We start from the raw sequence: 23,361 nt of genomic DNA, 5'->3' as shown, positions 1-23,361 counted from the left end.
CAGGCGCTGGCCTCCGAAGGAGACGCCGTGGCACACCGGGCAGGGTACTCCCTTCACGAGCAGCTTCATTCCAGCCACCGCTCGACGATCTTCCGGGCCACCCGGCTCAGGGATCAGTGCCCGGTCATCCTCAAGCTGACCAGCAGCGACTATCTCGACCGGCGCCGCACCCTGGAGCTGCGCCGCGAGTACGCCATCGCCCACCGCGTCGCGGGGGACGGCATCGTCCAGGTCCTGGGTCTGGAGCAGTTCCCCGACCGGGCGGCGCTCGTCCTGGAGGACTTCGGGGGTGCCTCCCTGCGCCATCTGCTGGACGAGCGTGGACCCCTGGAGGTGCCCACCTTCCTCGACTACGCCGTGCGCATCAGCGCGGCCCTGGGGCACATCCACCAGCACGGCGTCATCCACAAGGACATCAAGCCGCACAACATCATCGTCAATCCGGCCACCGGGGTGGTGAAGATCGCCGACTTCTCCCTCGCGGTGGCGCTCTCGCTGGAGACCGTCCCGCCCGAGCTTCCCACTCATCTGACGGGAACACTGGCCTACATGGCGCCCGAGCAGACCGGACGCATGAACCGGGGCGTGGACTGCCGTGCGGACTTCTACGCCCTGGGCGCTACTTTCTTCGAGCTGCTCACCGGCCGACGCGTCTTCTCCACGATGGCACCGCTGGAGCTGCTCCACGCGCACGTCGCCCAGGTGCCTGCCTCGCCGCAGGACTTCAACCCCGAGGTGCCGGAGTTCCTCGCGGCCATCGTGCTCAAGCTGCTGGCCAAGGCTCCGGAGGACCGATACCAGAGCACCTGGGGGCTCATCGCCGACCTCGAGTCGTGTCAGCACCAGCTCCGCGAAGGGGGCTGGCTCCCTCCCTTGTTCCTGGGCCTCTCGGACCGGCCCCACCAGTACCACCCGCCCCAGGGGTTGTATGGACGCGATACGGACGTCGCCGTGCTGACCGGGACGTATGCGCGCGCCACAGCCGGCCGTGGCGAACTCCTGTTCGTGTCCGGACCCGCGGGCATCGGCAAGTCCTCGCTCGTCAACGAGCTGTACCGGGTGACGGCCGCCAGCCGGGGGCGTGTCGCCATCGGCAAGTGTGACCAGCTCCTGCGCAGCGAGCCCTTCGATGCCGTCCACCAGGTGCTGCAACACCTGGTGCGGCAGACGCTCGGGGAAGGGGAGGCGGAGACGGCCGTCATGCGTGAGCGCCTCCAGCGGGTGCTCGGGGCGAACACCTCCGTCCTCATCGAGGCCGTCCCGGACACCCGCGCGCTGGTGGGCGAGCAACCGGCTTCCCCACCGCTGTCCGCCTCCGAGTCCAGGAACCGTCTCACCCTCGTGCTCGCGCGCACGCTCCAGGCGTTCGCGACCCCCGAGCGCCCGCTCGCCGTCTTCCTGGATGATCTGCAGTGGACCGACAGCGCCACGCTCTCCCTGCTGCGGGCGCTCGCGCGGGACTCGTCCACCCAGCACCTGCTGCTCGTCGGTGCCTACCGCGATACCGAGGTCTCCACGACGCACCCACTCACCCTCGCGCTCGAAGAGCTGCGCGCCGCCGGCACGCCCTGGGAGCAACTCTCGCTGACGCCCCTGGGCCTCGAGGATGTTGCCCGGATGGTGCGGGAGACCACCGCCGCGGAAGCCGGGCGCGCGCTGGAGCTCGCCCGTCTCATCCATTCCAGGACGGGTGGCAATCCCTTCTCCGTCAAGGTGTTCTTGCGCTTCCTGTACGAGCAAGGGCTGCTCCACTTCGACCCACGAAACCGTCGGTGGCAGTGGGACCTCGCCCGCATCGAGACCCAGGGACTCCCGGAGGACGTCGCCGTGCAGTTGGTGGCCGAGAGCCTCCGGTTGCCGGAGGAGACCCGAGTCCTGCTCCAACTCGCGGCGTGCCTGGGCGTGGCGTTTGGCTTCCGCGACCTCACGCTGGCCCATGGCGCCACGGCCGGGGAGACGGCACGCGCCCTCTGGACCGCCATCGAGCAGCGACTCGTGTTCCCGCTCGGCAAGGACTACGTCCTGCTCGATCCACAGAGCGGCGCGGTGGACCTCACGGACCTCGATGTGTCCTTCCGCTTCGTGCACGACCGGGTCCGGCAAGCCACCTATTCGCTCATTCCCGAGGAGGAGCGCGCCGGGCGGCATCTGGAGGTGGGCCTGCGCCTGTACGAGCATGCCCGCGCCACGAAGACGCTCGACGAGCGGGTGTTCGCCATCCTTCCGCACCTGGGCCACGCGCCGGAGCGCATCGGCCCAGACGCACTGAGGCTGGAGCTGGCCGACCTCCACCTGGTGGCGGGACAGCGGGCGAAGGCCTCGGGCGCCTACCGCGCCGCGAGTGAGTTCTTCCGCACGGGTGGCAGGCTCATCCCTCCCTCGGCCCGTGCGCGCGAGCACGAGCGGACGTTCGCGCTCCAGAAGGAACTCATGGAGTGCCTCTATCTGGCCGGAGAGTTCGAGGTGGCGGCCACCGGGTTCTCCACCCTGCTCACCCAGGCGCGCACCCCGGCCCAGCGAGCCAGTGTCCTCTGCCTGCAGGCCATCTTGAGCTCCCTCGGCAATCGGCACGGCGAGGCGGTGGAACTCGGCCTCGAGGGACTGCGCCTGCTCGGAATCGACCTTCCCTCCGCACCCGACGAGGCCACCCTCGCCGCGGAGCTGCGGGAGGTGGAGGCCTTGCTGGCGGGCCGGGATACCCGGGAGTTGCTCGACCTGCCGCGGATGAGCGATCCCAACGCGGAGCTCGCCTCCGAGTTGCTCAATGCCATCACGGTCGCCGCCTACATGGCCGCCCAGAAGCTCCTCGTCCTCATGGCGTTCCGGCAGGTCCGGCTGAGCCTGGAGCATGGCAACTGCCGCTTCTCGCCCCATGGTTACTCCGCTCATGGCTTCGTCGTCTCGACGCTTCTCGACGACCCCGTCACCGGCCGGCGTTTCGGCCTGCTCGCCATCGAGCTCGCCACACGCCTCCAGGAGCCGAGGCAATACGCTCGTGCCCTCTACTGTCATGCGGGGTTCATCGAGCCCTGGACGCAGAGCGCACGCGCCGACATTCCCCAGATCGCCGAGGCCTGCAAGATCCTCCTGGAGAGTGGGGACTGGCCGTATGCGGAAGTTTGCTTCATCTTGCAGTGCTGGTTGCGCCTGTCCCTGGGAGAGCCACTCCAGGATCTCCTGGCGGAGAGCCAGAAATTCACCGACCTGTTGGGGACCCAGAAGGATCCCGACAACCAATATTTGCACAGCCTGTTCCGGCAGACGTTGTCGTTGCTGACCGGCGCCCAGGAGATGCCAGGGCAGATCGTCCAACTCTCTTGCTTCCGGTGGCCCGCGAACAAGGCTCACGCCGGACGGGTGTTGCTCGAGCAGCACTATCTGTTCCGACAGCTCGAGCAGGCAATGGAGGTGGCGGAGGAGAGCGCCGAGACGATGCGCTCGGTTCCCGGGTTGTTCCTGCAGACCACACATGCTTTCTATTACGCACTGAGCGCGGCCGCGGTGTACCCGGCGGCCAGCGAACACCGGAAACAGGAGCTGCTCGCGCTCATGGAGCAGCGGTGTGCGTACCTGGAGAAATGCGCCCACCGCGCGCCGGAGAACTTCTCACCCTATCTCCTGCTGGTCCGCGCGGAGCTCGCCCGTGTGCGGGGGCGGCACGCCGAGGCGCACACCCGTTACGAGGAAGCCATCGCCGCGGCGCGCGCCAGCGGATTCACCAGCGTGGAGGCCATCGCCTGTGAACAGGCCTGTCGCTTCCAGGCGGAGCTGAACCGTCCTCCCCTGGCCGCCGCCTACCTGATGGAAGCCCTCAACACGTATGAGCGGTGGGGCGCCGCGGGCAAGGTCCTGCATCTCGCCGCCGAGCAGTCGCACCTCCTGCATTTCTACAGCGGCACCCTCCGGGGCTGGGATCACAAGCTCCAGCATGACGGACTGCCGAGGGCGCGTCCCCCGAGCGGCGAGTTCCCGGTGCTCGCTTCCACCGCCGACCTGTCCAGCACGGATTCCTTCACCGAGGTGCTCGACGTGTCCTCGGTGATGAAGGCCTCCCAGGCCATCTCCCGGGAGCTGCACTTCCCGCAGCTCGCCGCCAAACTCATCGACATCCTCATGGAGAGCACGGGCGCCCAGCGCTGTGTGCTCGTGCTCCAAAGGGAGGATGACTTCTTCGTCGAGGCCTCGGGCGAGGTGGGCAACGGCAGCGCGCCACTGCGGCCCGTGCAACGCATGGCCCACAGCGACGTGCTCTGCCCGAGCATCGCCGAGCTGGTGCTCCACACCGGCACGCACCTGCTCCTCGACGATGCCTCCGCCCAAGAGCCCTTCCGGGGCGAGCCCTATATCACCCGCCACGGCGTCCGCTCGGTGCTCTGCGTCCCCATCCTCCACCGCAAGCAATTGCTCGGCCTCGTCTACCTGGAGAACAACCTCACCGCGGGCGCCTTCAACACCAACCGTCTCAGGGTGGCTGGCATGCTGTTGGCCCAGGCCGCCATCTCCATCGAGAACGCCGGGCTCTACCGGAAGCTCGCGGAGTCCAACCGGACGCTCGAACAGCGAGTCCAGGAGCGCACGGAGCAGCTGCACTCCAAGAACGCCGAGCTGCAGCACGCCTTGCAAAGCCTCAAGACGATGCAGGCGCAGATCATCACCCAGGAGAAGTTCGCCTTCCTCGGTTCGCTCACCGCGGGGATCGCCCACGAGCTGAAGAATCCCCTGAACTTCGTGAAGAACTTCTCCGAGCTCTCCCTGGAGCTGGTGCGGGAGCTGCGCGAGGCGGAGGGCAAGCGGGAGGAGTCCGGCCCCTTGCTGGAGGAGTTGGAGCAGAACATCTCCAAGGTGTGTACGCACGAGCAGCGGGCCAGCGGCATCATCAATGGGATGCTGCGGCACGCGCGCAACAACCGGAGTGAGCCGCAGCCCATCTCCATCAACCAGATCGTGGAGGAGGCGGTCCGGCTCGTCCACCACGGGCTTCGGGCCATGCGTCCTCCGCGCGACGTGCGCATCGACACCTTCTTCGACGACACCCTGCCCCAGTGTCACCTGGTGCCCGAGGACCTGAGCCGCGTCATCCTCAACCTGGTGGACAACGCCTGTTACTCGGCCCACCAGAAGGCCCAGCGCAACCGGGTGGAGCCCCCTCGGTTGAAGGTGTCCACCTGCTGGACAGGCTCCGAGGTGGAGATCCGGGTCCACGACAACGGCGGCGGTGTCCCCGCCACGGTGCGTGACAAGCTCTTCACGCCTTTCTTCACCACGAAGCCGGCGGGCGAGGGAACCGGGCTGGGCCTGTCCCTCAGTCATGAGATCATCGTCGGCGCGCTCGGCGGCAAGATGCGGGTGGAGTCCGAGGAGGGGCTCTACGCGGAGTTCACCGTGGTGCTCCCCGGTGAACTCGCGCGACGTCCGGCCAGGGGCTGACCTCGGGTTTTGCTCGGCCGCCTCGGACTCCGGCTGCCGTGGGAGGGGCCCCTGTGCTTGAGTCCAGGAAGTTGTCGATCAGTCAACACGAGGCTTAGGCTTGCTCTTGACTCGGGTGGATGTCGCCCGGGTGGGAGAAGGTCCATGCTGTCTTCCTCGGGAGGACGGAGAAGCCGCTCATGCGTCGGCAGGTGCTCGCGCCCTCGGGCCCCCTGCGCCAGGGACTCCCCGGGCCGGCTCCTCCGTGCCAGATGACGGCTGGGTGGCCGCCCTCCTCGACATGGCCGCATTCTCCCCGTGGCCCTCGAAGGTGGCGCAACCCGCCGCGGCCTGAAACCTTCCTCTTCGCCGCTCCCTCCCATGATCTGGTTCCAGAATCTGAAGATCGCCACGAAGCTGCTCGTTTCCTTCCTCATCCTGCTCGCCCTGACGGGCCTCCTGGGCGTCTTCGCGCTCGAGCAGATGCGCCAGATGCGCCGTGCGTCCGACGAGGTCACCGACAACTGGATGCCGAGCACCCTCTACGTCTCGGACGCGAACACCAACACCTCGGACTTCCGCATCGCCGAGCTGCAGCACGTCCTGTCCCTCAACTCCGAGGAGATGTCCGGCTACGAGCGGCAGATGCGCGAGCAGCTCGACAAGCTCGATCGCAACCTCGACCGGTACGAGGCGCTCATCTCCCTGGAGGAGGAGCGCCGCGTGTTCGACGAGTTCATGGTGCTCTGGAAGGAGTACCTCGAGGATCATGACAAGGTCATCGCGTTCTCGAGGAGCAACAAGAACCAGGACGCCCGCGCTCTGCTCCGCGGCCGCTCCCAGCAGTCCTTCGACGCCGCCAGCGCCAGGCTGTCGCAACTGGCGGAGATCAACCTGAAGGCGGGCGAGCGGGCCTCGGATGCCGCGGACAAGACTCATGAGATGGCGCAGCAGTGGATCCTCTGGGCGATGGGGGGTGCCATCCTCGTGGGCCTCCTGCTCTGCTATTTCCTCGCCCGGGCCATCTCGCGGCCGCTGCTCGGCGCGGTGACGGTGGCGGACCGCATCGCCGAGGGAGACCTCACCGTGCGCATCGACGTGGCGACGGAGGACGAGACGGGCCGGTTGTTGGCGGCCATGCGGCGCATGGTGCTCAAGCTGGCCGAGGTCATCGGTGAGGTGCGCGAGGGCTCCGATGCGCTCGCCTCGGCCTCCGCGCAGGTGTCCTCCTCCTCGCAGAGTCTGGCGCAGGGCACCAGCGAGCAGGCCGGCAGCGTGGAGGAGACCACCTCCAGCCTGGAGCAGATGTCGGCCAGCATCAGCCAGAACCGGGATCACAGCCGGCAGATGGCGCAGATGGCCCTGCAGGGGGCCCGGGACGCCGAGGAGAGTGGCCAGGCGGTGAAGGAGACGGTGGCGGCCATGGGCTCCATCGCGGAGAAGATCTCCATCATCGAGGAGATCGCCTACCAGACGAACCTGCTGGCGCTCAACGCGGCCATCGAGGCGGCGCGGGCGGGCGTGCACGGCAAGGGCTTCGCGGTGGTGGCCACGGAGGTGCGCAAGCTGGCGGAGCGCAGCCGGGTGGCGGCACGGGAGATCTCGGGGCTGGCCTCGGGCAGCGTGAAGGTGGCGACGCGCTCGGGAGAGCTGTTGTCGGAGCTGGTGCCCTCCATCCGCAAGACGACGGACCTGGTGCAGGAGGTGGTGGCGGCCTCGGTGGAGCAGGCCACCGGGGTGGGGCAGATGAGCAAGGCGATGGCGCACGTGGACCAGGTGACGCAGCGCAACGCGTCGGCCTCGGAGGAACTGGCGTCCACGGCGGAGGAGCTCTCCTCCCAGGCGGAGGCGCTCAGCCAGTTGGTGTCCTTCTTCCGAGTGACCGAAGGGGAGCGCGGCTCACGGCCGAGGCCGCGCCCCGTGGTGCCGAGGGCTTCCGTCTCGCATGGATTGAAGGCCACGGCGCAGGGGCTCGGGTCCGCGGCTCCGTCAGCGCGGCAGCCGCCCTCCACGGCGCTCCTGGACGAGGATCGCGAGTTCAAGCGCTTCTAGGAGACGGCCATGAGCGAACAGGCTCCCGAGATCTCCACGCAGTACCTCAGCTTCCTCCTGGCCGGGGAGGAGTTCGCGCTCGGCATCCTGCAGGTGAAGGAGATCATCGAGTACGACACGGTGACGCGCATCCCCGGCGCGCCCATGTGGGTGAGAGGGGTCTTCAACCTGAGAGGCAGCGTGGTGCCCGTGGTGGACCTGGCGGTGAAGCTGGGACTGCCACCGGCCACGGTGACGAAGTGGAGCTGCATCGTGGTGGTGGAGGTGAATCTGGGTGGGGAGCAGCTCGTGCTGGGCCTGCTGGTGGATGCCATCGGGCAGGCGCTGGAGCTCCAGCCCGCGGAGGTGGTGCCGCCGCCGTCGTTCGGCGCGCCGGTGCATGTGGACTACCTGCTGGGGATGGGGCTGCCCGCGGGGGAGAAGAAGTTCGTGTTGTTGATGGATCTCGACAAGGTGCTCAGCTCCGAGGAGGTCCTGGTGGCCAGCACGTTGCGGACCGAGGCGGAGGAGCCCGTTCAGGAGGGGCCTGTCCAGGAGGAGCCCGTTCAGGAGGCGGAGGCGCCCGTTCGGGAAGAGCCCTGAGCCAGGCGCTGGCCCTGGTGACCCCCAGCTTCGGGCCAGACACCTGGGTTGCGGCCGGCACTCGATCCCCTTATAGGGAGGGGCACCGTGTCGCTGGCTCTTCGTCTCTTCACGCTCGTGCTTCTGCTCGGCTGGCAGGCTGTCGCCAGCGGTGTGGGGCTCGCGCACTTCTGCCCGAAGCAAGCCGCGACGCTCTCCGCCTGCGACTGCCCTCACGCGGAGAGGAAGGCGCAGAAGGCCTCTCACGACGAGACGGCGTTGCGGAAGGATTGCTGCGACGCGTTGGACCGGCACATTCCCGCGCCGGCCCTCGTGGATGTTTCCAGCCACGCCTCCCCGCTCGGGCTTCCCCAGTCCCCACCGCCGGTGTGGTCTACCCTCCAGGCTCCCGAGGACAGCGGTCGCCTGTCGCTCACCCTCTGGGATACGCCCCCCGCCCAGGGGCCCCCCGTCTTCCTCCGCATCCGCTCGCTCCTCATCTGATCCCTCCCGGTGCGCGCCCCGGGGTTCTGGACTTCCTTTCGCCCTGACGAGAGGAGGCCCGAGTCCCCGCGCGCCGTGCCGAACGGGAGTCGAAAAGCTCTGAGGGGCCGGGCGTGCTTTCGCGCTCCGCCCAGTCATTCCCTTTGATGGCGTCGAGAAGGACTGAGAGGAACCCATGGAAATCGTACTGGTCTCGTTGGTGGGCATGTTGGCGTTCGGTGGTCTTTTCCTCCTGTTGTGTCCGGAGTGGTGGAGCACGAGCCTGGGGACGCTCAAGGAGGAGAAGCCGCCGGAGAAGACGATGGATTCCGGCGGGAACGCCCAGGGCTCCAAGACGAACGCGTGAGCGGGAGGGGAGCCCGGCTGATGGCCGGCTCCCATGGAGTCAGACGAGCCGCTTGCCCTTGACCAGGTCGAGCCCCAGCGGGTTGCCGCGGAAGTGGATGGGATCCAGCATCACCCGGCGGATCCTCCAGCCCTCGGGGGTCTTCTCCAGGTCATGGGTATAGCGGATGACGACGGTCCACTCCTGGGTGACGCCGCCCACGGAGAAGAAGTGGCCGACGTCCGCATAGGCCATCACCTGGGCCTCCGTGTCGCTCTTGAAGTGGGTCCGCACGGTGTTGGCCGTGGCGTGCTGGACCCTGTTGAAGGTGGCCAGGGCGTTGCCGCCCACCTGGGCCATCTGCTCCCGCGCCATGGTGACGGGCTCGCCCTCGAAGAGCCGGCTGTAGTCCGCGGTGACCTGGGGCGTGAAGACGTTCACCCAGCGGCTCCAGTCTCCCGTGTCCTTGCCGAAGTCGATGGCCTGTCCGTACTCGGCCACCAGTTCCCGGATGGCGATCCAATCCAGCGTGTATTGGAGATCCTGAGCCTTCATGTCGGTACACCTCCGTGAGAGGCCCGGAGCATTCAACGAACGGGGCCTCCACGGCCAGCACCTGGGCGCGGCGAGGGTGCCTTCGACTCGCGGAGGCGAAGGCTTTCAGTCGAGCAGGTGGGGGTTGCGCAGGACGAGGAGTCCGGCCTGCACGGTGCTCACGTAGTCATTGATGTGGCCGGCGCGGGCGAGCGCGCTGGCATCGCGCTGGCCCGTCGCGCTCAGCACCTCGTCCACCTTCTTGTCGCCCTGGTTGTAGGCCGCGAGCGCCAGTCGCCAGTCGCCATAGCGGCCGTGCAGATCGGAGAAGAGGGCCGCGGCGGCCTCCGTCTCTCGCGCCACGTCGAGCCGCTCGTCACGCTCCGCGTCGACCTGGAGTCCATACTGGCGCGCCGTCGAGGGGATGAACATCCACACTCCCGCGCCTCTCATGCCGGGAGCCAGCGAGGGATTCGTCGACGTCTCCGGCATGTTGGTCACCGCCGACTCCACCATCGCCACGGCCAGCAGCCCCTCCGGCAGCCCCCGGGCGCGCAGCGTGCGCGTGAGCGCCTCGCGGTGGGTGGCCAGGTTCCCCAGGGCCTTCTTCATGAAGGCGCGGCCCTTGGGCGTGGTCACCAGCTGGTTGAGTTTCTCCATCACCAGCTCATCCACCACCACGGGAAGGTCGCCCTCGGGTTGCGAGGAGCGCGCGAGGGCCTGGGCCTCGGTGAGCGTCACCGCGCGGCCACGGGTGGCGCTCTGTGCCCACAGGGTGAGGGGGACGAGCGTCAGGGCGATGGTGGCGACGAGCCCGAGGGCGCGGTGGTTTCGGCTGGGACGGGATTGGAACAGCATTTCGATCCTCCTGGTGGTGGGGTGGGCCATGCCCGTGACACTGACGGGAAGCGGGGGTGAACCCGAGGCGCGCAGGGCCGCGTCGAGCAGGCAGCGTGCGTAGTCGTGCGGACGGGCCTTGCCTCCGGAGACGAGCGCCTCGTCGCAGGCGAACTCCTGGCGGGTGGCGAGCCAGCGCCCGAAGGCGCGCACCGCGGGGTTCCAGAAGAAGAGCCCGTCCAGGAGCAGGCGCACGTAGGCGAGCACCGTGTCGCGTTGGCGGTGGTGTTGGAGCTCGTGCAGGACCGTCATCCGCAGGCCCGGTGGGTCCTCCAGGAGATGGGCGGGCACCGCCACCCAGGCGCTGGGGTGGGGCGCCGGACGCGGGAACCAGGTGGAGAAGGCGGTGGCCCCGGTGTCGAGGAGGACCACGGCCACACGGCCCACCTGGCGCACGCGGGGCAGCGCTTCGAGCTGGCGGAGCAGCCGCAGGTGCTGACGGAGCTCCCGCGCGCAGTGCACCCCCGTGGCCGTCCCGAGCAGCAGCACCACGGCCAGCCCCACCGGGAAGGACGCGGGCGCCTCGGCGGGGGGGGACGCGGTGGTGCGTGGAGGCGCGTTCCAGGCCGGCTCTGGCAATCGCGTGGTGAGCCGCACCACGGAGCGATCGAAGGTGAAGAGCGGCCCGGTGGGCACCAGCCCGCGCACGCTCATGCACGCGGGGGGCAGCAGGAGCGCCAGCGCCAGCGTCACGCGCCCGGCCCACAACGTCTGCCGTGCCGACAGGTGGAGGCCCAGCCGCCCCAGGCTCGCGAGGGCGGCGCGCAGCAGCGCGTAGCCCAGGGTGAGCAGCAGCGCCACGCTCACATAGCCCGTGGTCCACGTGCTCGCGAGGGCGCTCATGATCGCGGGTCCTTCTTGGCGAGCAGCTTGCGGATCTGCTCCACCTCCTCGGGGGAGAGCGGGACGGCCTCGACCAGGCGCTCCACCAGCGCGGAGGGCGTGCCGTCGAACACCGTCTCCACCAGGTGGCGCACGCTCTGAAGCTCGTAGGCCTCGCGCGGCAGCACCGCCGAGTACAGGTGTCCCCGGCCCACCTTCCGGCTGCGCAGCACCCCCTTCTGCTCGAGGATGCGCAGCACCGTGGACACCGAGGTGTAGGCCAGCTTCCTCTCCGGAGGCAGTGCCTCGAGCACGTCCGCCACGCTCACCTCGTCCTTGCGCCAGACGAGCTGCATCAGCTCCAGCTCCACGGGCGTGAGCGGCCTGGGAGCTTCGTTCTGCGATGACTTGGACATGGTCCCGACCTCCAGGACCGTAAACTACTAAGACCTTAGTTGATTGGCAACTAAGATCTTAGTTCGTTGTCATCCGGGAGCCGGGGAGGGCGGGGGACGTCCTACTGCAGCGCGCCGTGGATGGCGCGAAGCAGGGACTGCTCGCTCGAGGTGCTCTGGTCTCCGGCCAGCTCCCAGATCATGATTCCGCCGTACTGCTTGCCCAGGGTCGTCTTCGCGCGCATGGTCGCGAGTCCGTTGTACGAGTACTGGGCGCCGTCGGCGCTGATCCAATCCGCGTTCCAGGCGTTCGGGTACTTCGCGAGGATGTCCTTGTAGAGCACGTACGTGCTGCTCTGGCCGCCACAGTTGCCCCAGCAGTAGCCGTAGAAGGGCACTCCGAGCACGATCTTGTCCTTCGACACCCCCTTGTTCGTATAGAAGGCGAGCGCGGTCTGGGCCTGCGCATAGCTCGAGTGCTCGCCCGCGCCCGTCCAGGTGCCCGCGTTGTCGTAGGACATGACGGTGATGAAGTCGAAGGACCGCAGCGTGGTGTCCGACATGCCGTACTGCATCCACTGCGAGACGGCGGCCGTCACGGGAAGACCGCGAGGACGCGCCTTGGCGATCAACTTCGCGATGAACGTGTCATACGCGGCACCCATGCGATCCGGCGCCTCCACGTCCACGTCGATGCCGTCCATGTTGTTCGACACCACGAAGTCGATGATGTGGTCCACGAAGGCATCGACCTTGCTGGGCTGGTAGAAGGGGGTGATCCGGCCGTCTCCACCGCCACCACAGAGCGAGGGGAACACCTTCACGCCCTTGGCATGCGCGGCGTTCACGAACGTCGCGAGGTCGCTGCTCGGCGCCAGCTCGAGGTGCCCGTTCGCGTCACCCAGGGCGAAGGCGAGGTTCACATGGGTGAGCTTGTCGAAGTCCACCCGGCCGACCCAGCTCGCGTAGGAGCCGTACCAGTTGGGCAGATAGCCCACGACGCGCGTCCGCGTCGTCGTCGGCGGCGGCGTCGTCGGGCCCGAGGGCAGGCCGGAGATCGCCAACTGCTCCCACGGGCCGAACGCGCCGCCGTACGCGAACACCGTGCCGCCGCCGCCATTCTCCGCGGACACCCAGTGGCCCGTCGTCACCGTCTGCAGGCCGACGATGTCGCCGTTGGCGATCACTCCGCTTCCACTCTGCTTGACGATGCGGAACGTCTCCCACCCGAGGGCATTCGCGCTGGCGGCGTTGAGCGAGGAGCCGCCGCCGTTGGCGGCCTGGAAGTACTGCCCGGTGCCCGCGAGGATGAAGACCGTGTCTCCGCTCTCGAGCGAGCCACCATTGATGTCATCGAGGGTGAACTGCTCCCACGCCTGGGCGCTCGTCGCCGTCGCGATGACCGCGCCACCGCCGTTGTTCTGGGCGCCCACGTAGCGGTTGCCGAGCACCGTCTTGAAGCTCACTCCGGAGGTGCGCAGCGCGCTGGAGGCGGCCTCGGTGGTGTCGTCCTGCCCGTCGGGCGAACCGCTCGCCGGGGTGCATGCGCTCGTGAGGAGCAGCGTCGCGCTCGTGGCACCCAGGAGCCACCTGGAGCGGTTGTCAGGGAGTCTGGAACGGGTCTTGGTCGGACGAAGGCTGGAATTGGTCATGAACCAGATAGAGGCTCTTTCCCCTGATTTCGGGTCACACGCATCATGAAGGGCACCACAACGGACGTGGCTCGGATGACGTGGACCGTGAGCCGGTAGTAACGTGAAGCGGGGCCATGCTCGGAGGGGAAGCTGAAAATCTCCAGGACGCAGTTCGAAAAGGTGGTCTTCGACTACAAGTCGGGTTTCGTTCAACGCGTCGTGCAGCATCTCTATGACACGTTTCCATACAGGATGAACTCCATTCCGCCTCCCGAGGCTCGGGACATTGCTTCGAAGGTGCTCCAACGATTGCACGCGCGAGGATTTCGCACGGAGCAGGAGGTCGCCTCGCTCATGGAGTATGTGATGGTTTTCGGGTTGGAGCTTGATGCCAGTCCCGCGCGAGAGCTCCTGGAGGATTCCACGCTGGACAATGGTGAGAAGACGAGACGGTTGGGAGACCTCGCCCTATCCCGGGGCGTGCGGGTGCGAGGATCCTGGGCATGAGCGGAACCCATACCGTCGCACAGGGAGAGACCCTTCCGGAGATCGCCCAGCGGAACAATCTGACGCTTGGCCAGTTGGTGGCAGCCAACCCGGATCTGTGTCCGCAGTCCGGCGCGACTCCGTCGGCCAGTCCGGGTCAGACCCTGGCGATTCCTCCCCCTACCTTCAGCACTCAAGTGGACTCCCAGACGGGGGTGTCGCTCTGCCCGTTGAACAACCCCAACTTCGTCGGTGTCTTGCTCTGGCCATCCTGGCGTTTCCCTCAGCCGGAGACACCTGCCGCGCAAATCAGCCAGACGGGAACCCTGGTAGATCACTGGCACTACGTTCCAGGTGTTCTCAACCTGAATGTCTCGCCGCCGAATTGGAGTCAGGCCGAGCGTTTCACCGAGGCCTCCTATTCCCATGACGTGCTGCACGCGGGGGATCCCCTGCCTCACATCCAGGTGGATGTGTTCCGGGCGGGCGCGGGGGGAGACCTCGACGACCATGCCACGCTGAGTGGGCAGGTTCCTCTTGTTTCTTCTTTTTCGGATGGGGCGGGACGATTCCAGTTCAACCTGGAGCCGGGCGACTATGTCCTTTCCCTGAAGGGCCGCTTCTCGTTCATCCAGAACGACTTCCAGGGAGGTGTGCTCCCTTCCCCGCCCCAGAGCCGACACAATGGCGTTCAGGTCGACGCACTCCAGAACCTGGAGGGGCGCCACCGGCTACACTTGTTGATGACCGTCACCGCGCAGCAGGTCACCTTCACCTCCGCTGGTGGAGGCGCTTTCGCGGTCGAGCGATTGCTCGCGAGTGGGCAAACCGCGGCGGACATCGTTCGAACGACGCCCTATCGCTTCTGCGTCCTCCCCCTGGCCATCAGGAGCAACAGCAGCCAATGGGAGGCCTGTACCGAATCCCTGCGCAGGGCCTTCAACGTCCAGCCTGCGCAGGTGCAGGCGTTGCTGCGGCGGACTCCCGTGCTCGACATGGACGCGCTTCATCGTTGGCCCATCGAAGGTGCGGCGAGCGCTCCTTCGGGGGCTGATGCGGGCAATGACCTGCTCAAGCGGACGCTGCTGCTCAGCGGTCAGGAAAACACCGTCAGGCGCTCCGCGGCTTATGATCACGCCTACTGGTCCTTCGCCACCGCCGAGGCTACTACCAGGAGTCGTGGCCGGTTCGTCCCCCTGGGGTCGCAGGGCATCTTCCTGGGAGACAACCCTCTTTATGGCCTGGCTTCCAAGACGAAGGACACCTACGGGAGGTACGCGCTGCGGATGACTGCCCCCCTCCTGGAGGGGCGCGACATTCGCGAGCTGAAGATTCGTCTGATTCTGTGGGGCAGCGACACCCAATGGGTGGATCTTCGCAACGACCGCTTCGACCAGGCCCTGCGCGACGCGCTCATTCGCTTCAAGGCGAATCGCCAGCTCTTCCGACGGAAGCTCCTGAACGCCCAGAACGGCTCCGACTACGCCAGAAGCACCATCACCGCGCTCGTCGACGATGAGACCTATGCCATGTTGGACTCGGAGCTTCCCTCACTCAATCTCGACAGTGTTGCCGACTCCGATGACCCGCTTCAGCAGGGAACGGCCCTCCTCACGGATCAGGGCTACAGCCGTCTGCTCTTCTATGCGGCGGAGATCAGCCGTCGGCGCATCGCTCCCGAACGAAACATCCATGTCCACAGCTCCTTCCGCACCGTGGCCCACAACCGGCGCGTCTACCTTGGCCTCAACCGGTTGCATTGGCGTCTGGCCAACTCGGCTCCCGTCGCCACGTTCGAGCAGTCTGGCTTCACGACCCAGGTGGGAGGTGTGATGGGCGCGAACAACACCGCTCACGTGGCGGGTGCCTCCGTGACCGCGGCCACCGTCCGGTATCGCGAGCCACGAGGAACCTACGTGGGCGGGTCGGGTGACTACTGGGCACCGGATTACAGTCGGCACACCACGGGTCGGGCATTGGACTATTGCATGCGCCATCCCGGGCATGTCGTGGAGGCTGTCCAGCGGGATACCGATGCCCTCAAGCTCTTTGGTGCCGTCCGGAGCACCCATGCCGATGGGCGGCTGTGGCTCGAACCGCGCAAGGTCAACGCCTCCAGCGCGGCGGGCACCACCACCTGGATCCACATGGATACGGGTGACATTCCCATGGCCAAAGAGGAGTTCGTCCTCACCGACGAGGACGCGCGAGGGCCTCGGTGGGATGCGAACCTGATCCTTCGCGGACGGGTGCTTCAACAGGGGTCTGCGCGTCTGGGCACACGGGTCCGGTTGCATCAGGGGGATCAGATCCTCGCCACGACGTATACCGACCTGGAAGGTCGTTTCTCCCTTCGTGTCCGGCAAGGCCAGGTGACGGGCAGCTACACGGTTCGTGCTTCCTACAACCCTCAGTACCCCTATCAACCTCCCCCCGAAGTGGCGGCGCAGGATCTGGAGGCGCCCGCTCAGTCCGTGACCTTCACATACGCGGGAGAGGAGATCATCCTCGGAGACATCACTCTGCCCGAGCCCGTGGCGAACAACCCGGCGGGTCAGTAATCCTGCGTCGTGCAGGAGAAGCGCCCCTTGCCCTGCTGGAGTGTCGCCCGCAGGCGCTCCGCGGCGGCGGGTCCATCCAGTTCGTCCCAACCCGCGAGCCGTTTGGACAGCTCCTCCACCGCCGTCTGGGTCTCCTGCTGGCTCCCACAGAAGCAGGTGGTCCCGGTGACGTCCTGCACGGCTTTCTTCAGCCGGGGCGTCAGAGCGGTCTTCATGCACGGGGCCGTCTGGCTCCACACCTTGTCCAGTTCCTGGAGGGGAGCAAGAAGCTGGGCTGGGTTGGTACAGCCCGTGAGGTCCGATTGGGGTTCGAAGTAGGCGGGTAGACCTGGTGGCAGCAGCTTCCCCGTGAGGCGGAGTGCCTCCGCCGTCGGCATGCCAACCGGCGCCTTGGCGGCGAGGGCCGCGGCGTCCACTCCGTGCACCAGGACGTCCATTCCTCGCTCGAAGAAGATTCCGGGGAGTGCTCGGTTCAGCGCGGCGGCATCCTTGTCCCATCTGGCCGGAGCGCTGGCGGTCTTTTCCATGCTCGCGGCCAGCGGAGGCAGCAGGGCCTGCTCCAGCGCTTCCGACTGCTGCAACACCTGACACAGCGCTTCGTCCGTGGGGTGGCGCGCGAACTGTTTCACCTGGGCCGCATGTCGGGTGGCCTGCGCCACCACTTTCCTGGGCAGTCGCAGGGCGGTGGATTTCGCCTCGGGTAGTACGACGGTTTGTGCCAGCGTCAGGTTCAAAACGAGCCAGAGCATTTCAGGTCTCCGTTGAGCGGGAAGGGGTTCTTCTCGGGGCTGAACGACCGCCTGACGGCCTGAGCCCGCCATGATCGTGGTGCATCATGGGTCAACCCCCAGCGTGTTCCAAGCACCTCCAAGCTTCCTGCTCCGGCGCGGCTCGCGGGCTTCAGCGCTCACACCGTCGTGCTTGTCAAGGCCCACGCCGCGGGCATGTGACACCGGACGGGCAGGAAGCAAAGCCTGTCACGGAGTGGCAGTGGGCGAGATCCAGACTCCCCGGAACCGCTTGGGAGCGGGATCCTTCAATCTCTTGCACTCCACGCCGTCGATCAAGTGTGTCCCGTCATCACTGAGCACGAGGATCTCGTCCTTGTCCTCGTACGAGACGAAGGCCTCGGGGTTGAGGCCGGTGAAGTCGGCGCCGGTGACGACCGTGGGCCGCTCCGCCTTCCCGTCCCAGACGAACAGACGCGAGCCCTCGCTGCCGGACGCGGAGCCTCCGATGATGAGGTAGCGGCCCCTCCACCGCGACATGGAGCGGATGCCTTGTCCTCCCAGGTCCAGCAACAGCGCGGGGCCCAGCCGCGCGGGCTTGCCCTGGAGCAATTCCAGCGGGTTGAGCAGCGTGACGGCGAGCGCCTTGCCCTGGGGCCGGGGATTGCGGAAGCCGATCAGGAAGGACTTCCCATCCTCCATCACCGTCAGGCCCTCGATGTTGAGCCCTCCTTCCTCCTTGGGTGCTTTCTGGGACGCCGGAACGAGGCCGAACGGCGCGAGCTGGGGCGCGGCGAGCAGCTCGTCCAGCAGGCGCGTGTACGGCTTGCCCTCGAGCCGTACGTCCTTGCCGTCCTCGGAGGTGCGGGTGGCGAAGAAGCGGAAGCGGTTGGTGTCCAGCTTCCCGGAACTCTTGCGCCCATGGGACGTCATCCAGAAGGAGAGGGGCGGCAGGGGCGTCGCCGCCTCGATGTCCGTCTCGGGCGCCTGCTTCTTCCCCGCGGGAAGCCCCAGCGCGGGGGACAGGTCGAAGGTCTGCACCGGAGGGCCTCCGGTGTTGCCGTCGTAGACGCGCAGCACGTTGTTCTCGTCGTCCCCCACGAGGAACAGGCCTCCCTTGAGCTCCACCGCGCCGGATGCGTCACACGTGCCCTCGAACGTCACGACCTTCCGGGTCGCTGGCGGGGGCGGGGCAGGGGTGGTGGTCGCGGGCGCGGCGCCCAGGAACGTGGTCAGCAGAAGCGAGGTCGTGAACATGGCCACTACCCTAGACCCCTCTTCTTACGGGGAGATGTCGTGCGGCTTTCTTCCTCGTCACCCTGGCGTACCGCGGGGCGTGTCCGGGCCCGGGGGGTGAGGTAGATTGCGGACCCTCGGATGACCCTCTACGCGGAGATCGCCACCCTCATCGCCGAAGGCCGCGCCTTCGTGCTCGCCACGGTCATCGAGAGCGCCGGCAGTACGCCCCAGAAGCCGGGCTCGAAGATGGTGGTGCTCGAGGATGGTTCGCTGCGCGGCACCGTGGGCGGCGGCGCCATCGAGTTCCAAATCATCGAGGCCGCTCGCCAGCTCTTCTCGGCCCCCGAGCGCACCCGCACTCTCGAGACCCACCTCACCCACGAGCTGGGCATGTGCTGTGGCGGCCGGATGAAGGTGTTCCTCGAGAAGCACGAGGCCCCCATGCGCCTCACCCTTTTCGGGGCCGGGCACGTGGCTCGGGAGGTGGCGGCGCTCGCCCTCCACGTGGACTTCCGCGTCACCGTGGTGGACGCCCGGCCCGAGTGGGCCTCGTCCGAGCGCTTCCCGGGGTGCGAGGTGCTCCTGAAGGATCCCGCCGACCACGCGCGCGCCCTGAGCTCCGACGCCCGGGACTGCTTCTGCGTCACCACGCACGATCACCCCCTGGACCAGGCGGTGCTGGAGGCCCTGCTGCCCAAGCCCTCGGCCTACGTGGGCGTCATCGGGAGCCGGCGCAAGGCGGAGCGCTTCCGGATGCGGCTGGAGGCAGCCGGCGTGGAGGCGGCGGCACTGGAGCGCCTCCGCTCGCCCATGGGCCTGCCCATCGGCGCGCTGACTCCCGCGGAGATCGCCGTCTCCATCGTGGCGGAACTCATCCAGGTGCGCCGGAGCGCGTCCCCCCGGAAGTGAGCCTCAGCGCTTCTTGAAGAGCGCCTCCGCGGCGCTCAGGAGCGCTTCCCTCCGGTCCGCGTCGGGCCGTCCGCCCTCGCCCATCTGGAAGAGATCGCAGAAGTTGATGATGTCCTTGTCCGAGGGCACCTCGGCGAAGGGCTCCTTGCACTGCTTGGCCGCCGCCTCGTCGAAGTGGCGGCAGTTGCGGCAGTTGCGCAGCGCCGCGCCACAGTGGGGGCACGTCTCGCGCCGCCCCACCTGTGTGCCCACGATGTCCAGCCGGCCTCCACACCGCGCACACCCTGGCATGCCTCACCTCCCGATTGGAGAGGCCCTCAGTCTACTCAGGTGCGCGAGCGCTGGACGCGCGCATGCAGGGGCACGGGCACCGGCTCGCTGGCCTGGGCCACCTGCACGTCCTCGCTGACTTCCTCCAGCTCGCCGTTGAGCTTGCGCAGCAGCCTCAGCACCCAGGCCGCCGCCGCCGCCGCCGCCGCGAACAGGATGCCCAGCGTCTGACCGCGCTGCCACAGGTACGCCTGCTCCAGCACCGCCCGTCTCTTGGCGAACGTCTCCAACTGCTGGGTGGCCAGCGTGTCGTTGAAGCTCTCGGCGTACTCGCTGGCCTGGGCCTTGCTCCGCTCCAGCAGCCAGGCCGCCTCCGAGCGCAACTGCTCCGCGCGGTACCAGGACGCACCGGCCCCCGCCGCGGACAGCAAGCACACGCACACCGCGGTCGTCACGCTGAACAGTCGCATGTCCCCTCCAGCCCAAGGAATCCGAGGTTGGAAGACAACCCCTCACTGCTCCGGCTTTGCGAAGACAGTAGCCGATGGTAGGGAGCCCGTCCGCCATGGGCAAGCCCTACCGTCCTAAAGACCATTATTTCAAGAAAGCCAAGCAAGAGGGTCTCCGCGCCCGTTCCGCCTTCAAGGTGGACGAGATCCTCAAACGCTACCCCTTCTTGAAGAAGGGGGCGACGGTGCTCGATCTGGGGGCGGCCCCCGGGGGGTTCCTGCAGATCCTCGCCGACACGGTGGGGCCGGGGGGACGGGTGATCGGCGTGGACATCGTGCCCATCCGGCCCTTCACCCAGCCCTTCGTGAAGACGGCGGTGCTGGATGTGCTGGCCGACGACTTCGACGCGAAGCTGCGCGAGCTGTACGACGGGCCCTTCGACGCCGTCATCTCCGACATGGCCCCCAAGACGAGCGGCATCCGCACCACCGACGAGGCGCGCAGCCTGCGGCTGGCCCGCAAGGCGCTCGAGGTGTCCGTCACCCGGGGCCGCCCGGGCTCGGCCTTCGTGGCCAAGCTCTTCATGGGCGGCGAGTTCGAGGAATTCCGGCAGGAGGTGCGTGCCCATTTCCAGGAGGTGAAGCTCGTCCGCCCGGAGGCCACTCGAGGGGCGAGTATGGAAGTGTACGTTATCGGATTGGTCCGCGTGACCAGCGGGCCGAAATCAGAATAGACTGGAACCATGTCCAACCAGAAACCCACGCGAGGCAACCGCTCGCGCAAGGCGATCACCGCCCTCGATGGCAACGACGAGTTCAGCGTCTTTTCCGTGGAGCCAGAGGCCTACCGGGATCCGGTCGACCTCGGCAAGGGAGGGGATACCCGGGGCCGCCCGGAGGACACGGCGGCGACGAGCTCGGTGGTGCGCTTCTTCCGCCGGATCTTCGGCGAGTAGTCCTTCCCCGGCGGCCGGGCCTCCGCCTCGTGCCGGTGGGGACCCGGGGTGGATGGCCACATGCGGCCCACGGAGACCTTCGTCGTCGAGGACATCAACGAGGCCCACGGCTTCGCGCGCCTGCGCGTGGACGGCGGCTCGGGCCTCTTGCACTGTGGGCTCTTTCCCGAGCAGGGCGATGGGGAACTCAGCCCCCTGCGGCTGCAACTGGGAGACCGGGTGAGGGGCGTGCGCCGGGGACAGACGGTGTCCCAGGTGCAGTGGGTGTCGCGCGCCGCCCCGCCGGAGGCCCTGGTGCGGCGGATGGAGGAGCTGTCACGGCAGCTCGAGGCCCGGGGCCTGCGCGTCGCCGTGGCCCCCGAGTCGCTCGCGGACCACCAGTGGCGCGAGGGTCCCGGCAGTCCGCTCCTGGAGGCGCTCCAGCCCCAGTTGCGGCTCTTCTTCGCCTGGGACGTGGCCCATCCCTTCGAGGACGAGCGGCTGCTCGACCGGGTGGAACAGGCCACGGCGGAGCACCTGCCGGGCTTCTCCGTGCTGCCGGTGCCCGGGGTCGCCCGGTTCCGCGTCGAGCCCGGCTCCCATGTCATCGTCGGCGGCGAGCCGGACTGGGAGGAGCCCGCCCGGCTCTTCGAGCCGCTCGTGGAGCACATCAACCAGGAGCTGGGCCGCGCCAGGGCGCTCGTGCGCTGGATGCCGGTGCGCGACAACTGGGTGCTCGCCACCCAGGAGCTGGTGGACCTGCTGGTGTCCAACGGCGTCCTGCAGGGCCGCGCCTCGGCTTGAGCCCCGTTGGAGCCCGTGCTGGCTCCCTCGGGGCCTTCAGAGGAGGGCGGGCTGGCTGGCCACGCGCTCCACGCACGCCACCACGTCGTTGGTCGGAGAGTTCACCACCCGGCCCACCTCCCAGGCCACCAGGGGCTCGTCCTCGTTGGGCACCAGCAGGGGCTGGAGCTCCGCGGCGTCCTGGGGCTCGGGGCGCAGCCACACCGCTTGTGCTTCCGGGCGCAGGATGACGGGCATGCGATCGTGGATGGGCGCCATGAGCCGGTTGGGGCCCGTGGTGATGACGGCGCAGGTGCGCAGCACCTCGCCGGTGTCCGGTGCGGTCCACTCCTCCCACAGGCCGGCGAAGGCGATCGGCCGTCCGTCCTCTCGCTTGAAGAGGTAGGGCGTCTTGGGCTTCGTGGACTGCTTCCACTCGAACCAGCCATCCACGAGCACCAGGCAGCGCCGGCGCTTGAGGGCGGAGCGGAAGCTGGGCTTCTCCGCCACCGTCTCGCCCCGGGCGTTGATGAGCTTGTTGCCGATGGAGGCGTCCTTGGCCCAGGAGGGGATGAGGCCCCAGCGCACCGTGTCCAGCATCCGCTCCCCGTCGTTGAGGACCACGGGCATCAGCTGGGTGGGGGCGAGGTTGTAGCGGGGGCGCTCGAGGGCGGAGCGGACGCCGGCGAGGCCCAGCTCACGGGCGATCGCCAGGGCGGGGGTCTGGATGGTGACGCGGCCACACATGCGCGCAGTATGCCCGGGAGCGGGAGGGCGTGCACGGGCCGCTCACTCGCCGCAGGTCGGCCGCTCGTCGGTGGGGTAGAGCGAGGCGATGCCATAGGTGCCGTTGCGCGTGCCGCACCAGATCCGCCACGCGGTGGGACCCAGGTCCGCCGCCGCGTACACGCCGCCCTCCTTGCGGCCCCCGTCCCGGGTGCAGCAGCGGGCGAAGGCGCGAGTTCCAATGGCCACCATCGCCACGGGATCCGCCTGCTGGGTGAAGCCGCCGAGCTTCTTCTCGGCACAGGACCAGGGCGCCACGCCCCGGTAGCGGATGACGTACTGGCCCTCGCGCAGCGCCTGGCCACTTCGTGCCGGCCCGTCGAAGCACAGCTTGCCCTCGGACTCGAGCTGGGCGTAGCGCGGCAGGTAGTGCAGCCCGCCGATGGTGCGCGTGGTCCAGTCATCGCCACAGAAGACGTGGGTGAAGGCGTTGCGCGGGCCGGTGCTCACCCAGAGGCCGGTGAGCCAGTCGACCTGGGTCTGGCGCGTGCCCGTCCGGCCCGCCGATGACAGGGCCCGTTGGAGGCGGGGATCCTCGTAGTGCGTGGCCATGAAGCGCCGCACGTCACCCGCGCTCACCGCGGCGTCGGGCCGCGCCGGGCACATGCCGAGCACCTCGCGATCCACCGGCGTGAGCGCGGGCGCCTGGCTCAGCAGGGGAGGGCGGGTGCACCGGGTCTCACAGCCCGTGGCCACGGGCGCCTGGGCGGGCAGGGGCGCCGCCTGGGGAGCCCGGTCCCGCGAGGCCAGGAACTCTCCACTCAGGCGGGGCTTCTCGGGCAGATCCGCCGTGCCGTCGCACTTCACCCAACCCTCGCCCGCCGCACTCTTCAGCTTGCACCACTCGCGTCCGGGTCCTCCCTTCTTGAGCACCGGGTAGGCGACGCCCGGCTCCACGGTGAAGACGACCGCGGAGGACTCGGGCTCCTTCACCGCTCGCAGGGCCTCGCCGGACACGAAGGCTCCCGCGGCGAGGGCGCGCGCGGGGGCGAGACACAGCAGGCTCAGGACAACGAGGAGGGCGGAGAGGCGGGCGGATCGCATGGCCGCGGGAGGATACCCCCTCCGGCCCGAAGGTCGGGCGG

20 protein-coding genes are annotated in these 23,361 nt (G+C 68.2%); 10 read left to right on the top strand and 10 right to left on the bottom strand.

Annotated features, from left to right (window positions below; translation table 11 throughout):
• Positions 1–27: 27 nt before the first annotated feature.
• The 5 genes from CYFUS_RS32870 (at position 28) to CYFUS_RS51910 (ending at position 8,869) form a co-directional block, all read left to right on the top strand.
• The gene (locus CYFUS_RS32870; protein ID WP_095988817.1) at positions 28–5,427 is read left to right on the top strand and encodes a trifunctional serine/threonine-protein kinase/ATP-binding protein/sensor histidine kinase; all 5,400 of its coding nucleotides are present in this window, start codon (positions 28–30) and stop codon (positions 5,425–5,427) included.
• Between the two features lie 360 nt (positions 5,428–5,787).
• Complete coding sequence (locus CYFUS_RS32865; protein ID WP_095988816.1) at positions 5,788–7,458, top strand: methyl-accepting chemotaxis protein; 1,671 nt, start codon at positions 5,788–5,790, stop codon at positions 7,456–7,458.
• A gap of 9 nt (positions 7,459–7,467) precedes the next feature.
• Positions 7,468–8,040: a chemotaxis protein CheW gene (locus CYFUS_RS32860; protein ID WP_095988815.1), complete on the top strand. Its 573-nt coding sequence runs from the start codon at positions 7,468–7,470 to the stop codon at positions 8,038–8,040.
• A gap of 87 nt (positions 8,041–8,127) precedes the next feature.
• Positions 8,128–8,523: a hypothetical protein gene (locus tag CYFUS_RS32855; RefSeq protein WP_095988814.1), complete on the top strand. Its 396-nt coding sequence runs from the start codon at positions 8,128–8,130 to the stop codon at positions 8,521–8,523.
• 175 nt (positions 8,524–8,698) lie between these two features.
• Positions 8,699–8,869 (top strand): hypothetical protein, encoded by a 171-nt coding sequence (locus CYFUS_RS51910; protein WP_198316221.1) that lies wholly within the window; start codon positions 8,699–8,701, stop codon positions 8,867–8,869.
• A gap of 39 nt (positions 8,870–8,908) precedes the next feature.
• On the opposite strand, the gene CYFUS_RS32850 is transcribed toward CYFUS_RS51910, so the two are convergent.
• The 4 genes from CYFUS_RS32850 to CYFUS_RS32835 all read right to left on the bottom strand — a co-directional run bounded on the left by CYFUS_RS32850 (position 8,909) and on the right by CYFUS_RS32835 (position 13,148).
• Positions 8,909–9,403 (bottom strand): nuclear transport factor 2 family protein, encoded by a 495-nt coding sequence (locus CYFUS_RS32850; RefSeq protein ID WP_157758795.1) that lies wholly within the window; start codon positions 9,401–9,403, stop codon positions 8,909–8,911.
• 105 nt (positions 9,404–9,508) lie between these two features.
• Complete coding sequence (locus tag CYFUS_RS32845) at positions 9,509–11,122, bottom strand: M56 and MltD domain-containing protein (RefSeq protein WP_095988813.1); 1,614 nt, start codon at positions 11,120–11,122, stop codon at positions 9,509–9,511.
• Complete coding sequence (locus CYFUS_RS32840) at positions 11,119–11,517, bottom strand: BlaI/MecI/CopY family transcriptional regulator (protein WP_095988812.1); 399 nt, start codon at positions 11,515–11,517, stop codon at positions 11,119–11,121. The genes CYFUS_RS32845 and CYFUS_RS32840 overlap by 4 nt, the downstream gene beginning before the upstream one ends.
• 101 nt (positions 11,518–11,618) lie before the next feature.
• A complete protein-coding gene (locus CYFUS_RS32835; RefSeq protein WP_198316220.1) occupies positions 11,619–13,148 on the bottom strand; it encodes a glycosyl hydrolase family 18 protein in 1,530 nt (509 codons plus the stop codon).
• 485 nt (positions 13,149–13,633) lie between these two features.
• Between CYFUS_RS32835 and CYFUS_RS32825 the strand changes: the two genes are divergently transcribed.
• A complete protein-coding gene (locus tag CYFUS_RS32825) occupies positions 13,634–16,177 on the top strand; it encodes a LysM peptidoglycan-binding domain-containing protein (protein ID WP_095988810.1) in 2,544 nt (847 codons plus the stop codon).
• On the opposite strand, the gene CYFUS_RS32820 is transcribed toward CYFUS_RS32825, so the two are convergent.
• Together CYFUS_RS32820 and CYFUS_RS32815 are read right to left on the bottom strand one after the other, a co-directional pair.
• Positions 16,171–16,926, bottom strand: a complete 756-nt coding sequence (locus tag CYFUS_RS32820) for a hypothetical protein (RefSeq protein ID WP_157758794.1) — start codon at positions 16,924–16,926, stop codon at positions 16,171–16,173. The genes CYFUS_RS32825 and CYFUS_RS32820 overlap by 7 nt on opposite strands.
• A 228-nt stretch (positions 16,927–17,154) precedes the next feature.
• Positions 17,155–18,162 (bottom strand): DUF3616 domain-containing protein, encoded by a 1,008-nt coding sequence (locus CYFUS_RS32815; protein WP_095988808.1) that lies wholly within the window; start codon positions 18,160–18,162, stop codon positions 17,155–17,157.
• 120 nt (positions 18,163–18,282) lie between these two features.
• Between CYFUS_RS32815 and xdhC the strand changes: the two genes are divergently transcribed.
• Positions 18,283–19,053, top strand: coding sequence for a xanthine dehydrogenase accessory protein XdhC (xdhC, locus tag CYFUS_RS32810; RefSeq protein WP_095988807.1), 771 nt, complete (start codon positions 18,283–18,285; stop codon positions 19,051–19,053).
• Between the two features lie 3 nt (positions 19,054–19,056).
• Here xdhC and CYFUS_RS32805 read toward each other — a convergent pair whose 3' ends face one another.
• Together CYFUS_RS32805 and CYFUS_RS32800 are read right to left on the bottom strand one after the other, a co-directional pair.
• Positions 19,057–19,344: a hypothetical protein gene (locus CYFUS_RS32805; protein WP_095988806.1), complete on the bottom strand. Its 288-nt coding sequence runs from the start codon at positions 19,342–19,344 to the stop codon at positions 19,057–19,059.
• A 35-nt stretch (positions 19,345–19,379) separates the two neighbouring features.
• Entirely contained in the window at positions 19,380–19,793 is a 414-nt protein-coding gene (locus CYFUS_RS32800; RefSeq protein ID WP_095988805.1) for a hypothetical protein, read from the bottom strand.
• A gap of 74 nt (positions 19,794–19,867) precedes the next feature.
• Between CYFUS_RS32800 and CYFUS_RS32795 the strand changes: the two genes are divergently transcribed.
• From CYFUS_RS32795 to CYFUS_RS32785, 3 genes are read left to right on the top strand one after another with little or no spacing between them, the layout of a single operon-like run.
• On the top strand, positions 19,868–20,506 hold the full coding sequence (locus CYFUS_RS32795; protein WP_095988804.1) for an SAM-dependent methyltransferase: 639 nt from the start codon (positions 19,868–19,870) through the stop codon (positions 20,504–20,506).
• A 9-nt stretch (positions 20,507–20,515) separates the two neighbouring features.
• Positions 20,516–20,728 carry a hypothetical protein gene (locus CYFUS_RS32790; RefSeq protein ID WP_095988803.1) on the top strand — a complete coding sequence of 71 codons (213 nt, stop codon included), beginning with the start codon at positions 20,516–20,518 and terminating at the stop codon, positions 20,726–20,728.
• Between the two features lie 60 nt (positions 20,729–20,788).
• Positions 20,789–21,511 carry a hypothetical protein gene (locus tag CYFUS_RS32785; protein ID WP_095988802.1) on the top strand — a complete coding sequence of 241 codons (723 nt, stop codon included), beginning with the start codon at positions 20,789–20,791 and terminating at the stop codon, positions 21,509–21,511.
• Positions 21,512–21,547: 36 nt separating this feature from the next.
• Here CYFUS_RS32785 and CYFUS_RS32780 read toward each other — a convergent pair whose 3' ends face one another.
• Complete coding sequence (locus tag CYFUS_RS32780; protein WP_095988801.1) at positions 21,548–22,237, bottom strand: SOS response-associated peptidase; 690 nt, start codon at positions 22,235–22,237, stop codon at positions 21,548–21,550.
• Between the two features lie 42 nt (positions 22,238–22,279).
• A complete protein-coding gene (locus CYFUS_RS32775; RefSeq protein WP_095988800.1) occupies positions 22,280–23,320 on the bottom strand; it encodes an EndoU domain-containing protein in 1,041 nt (346 codons plus the stop codon).
• Between the last annotated feature and the right edge of the window lie 41 nt (positions 23,321–23,361).

The sequence above is a fragment of the Cystobacter fuscus genome, from assembly GCF_002305875.1.
Classification (GTDB): Bacteria; Myxococcota; Myxococcia; order Myxococcales; family Myxococcaceae; genus Cystobacter; species Cystobacter fuscus_A.
This window is presented reverse-complemented; position numbering and strand designations above follow the sequence as displayed.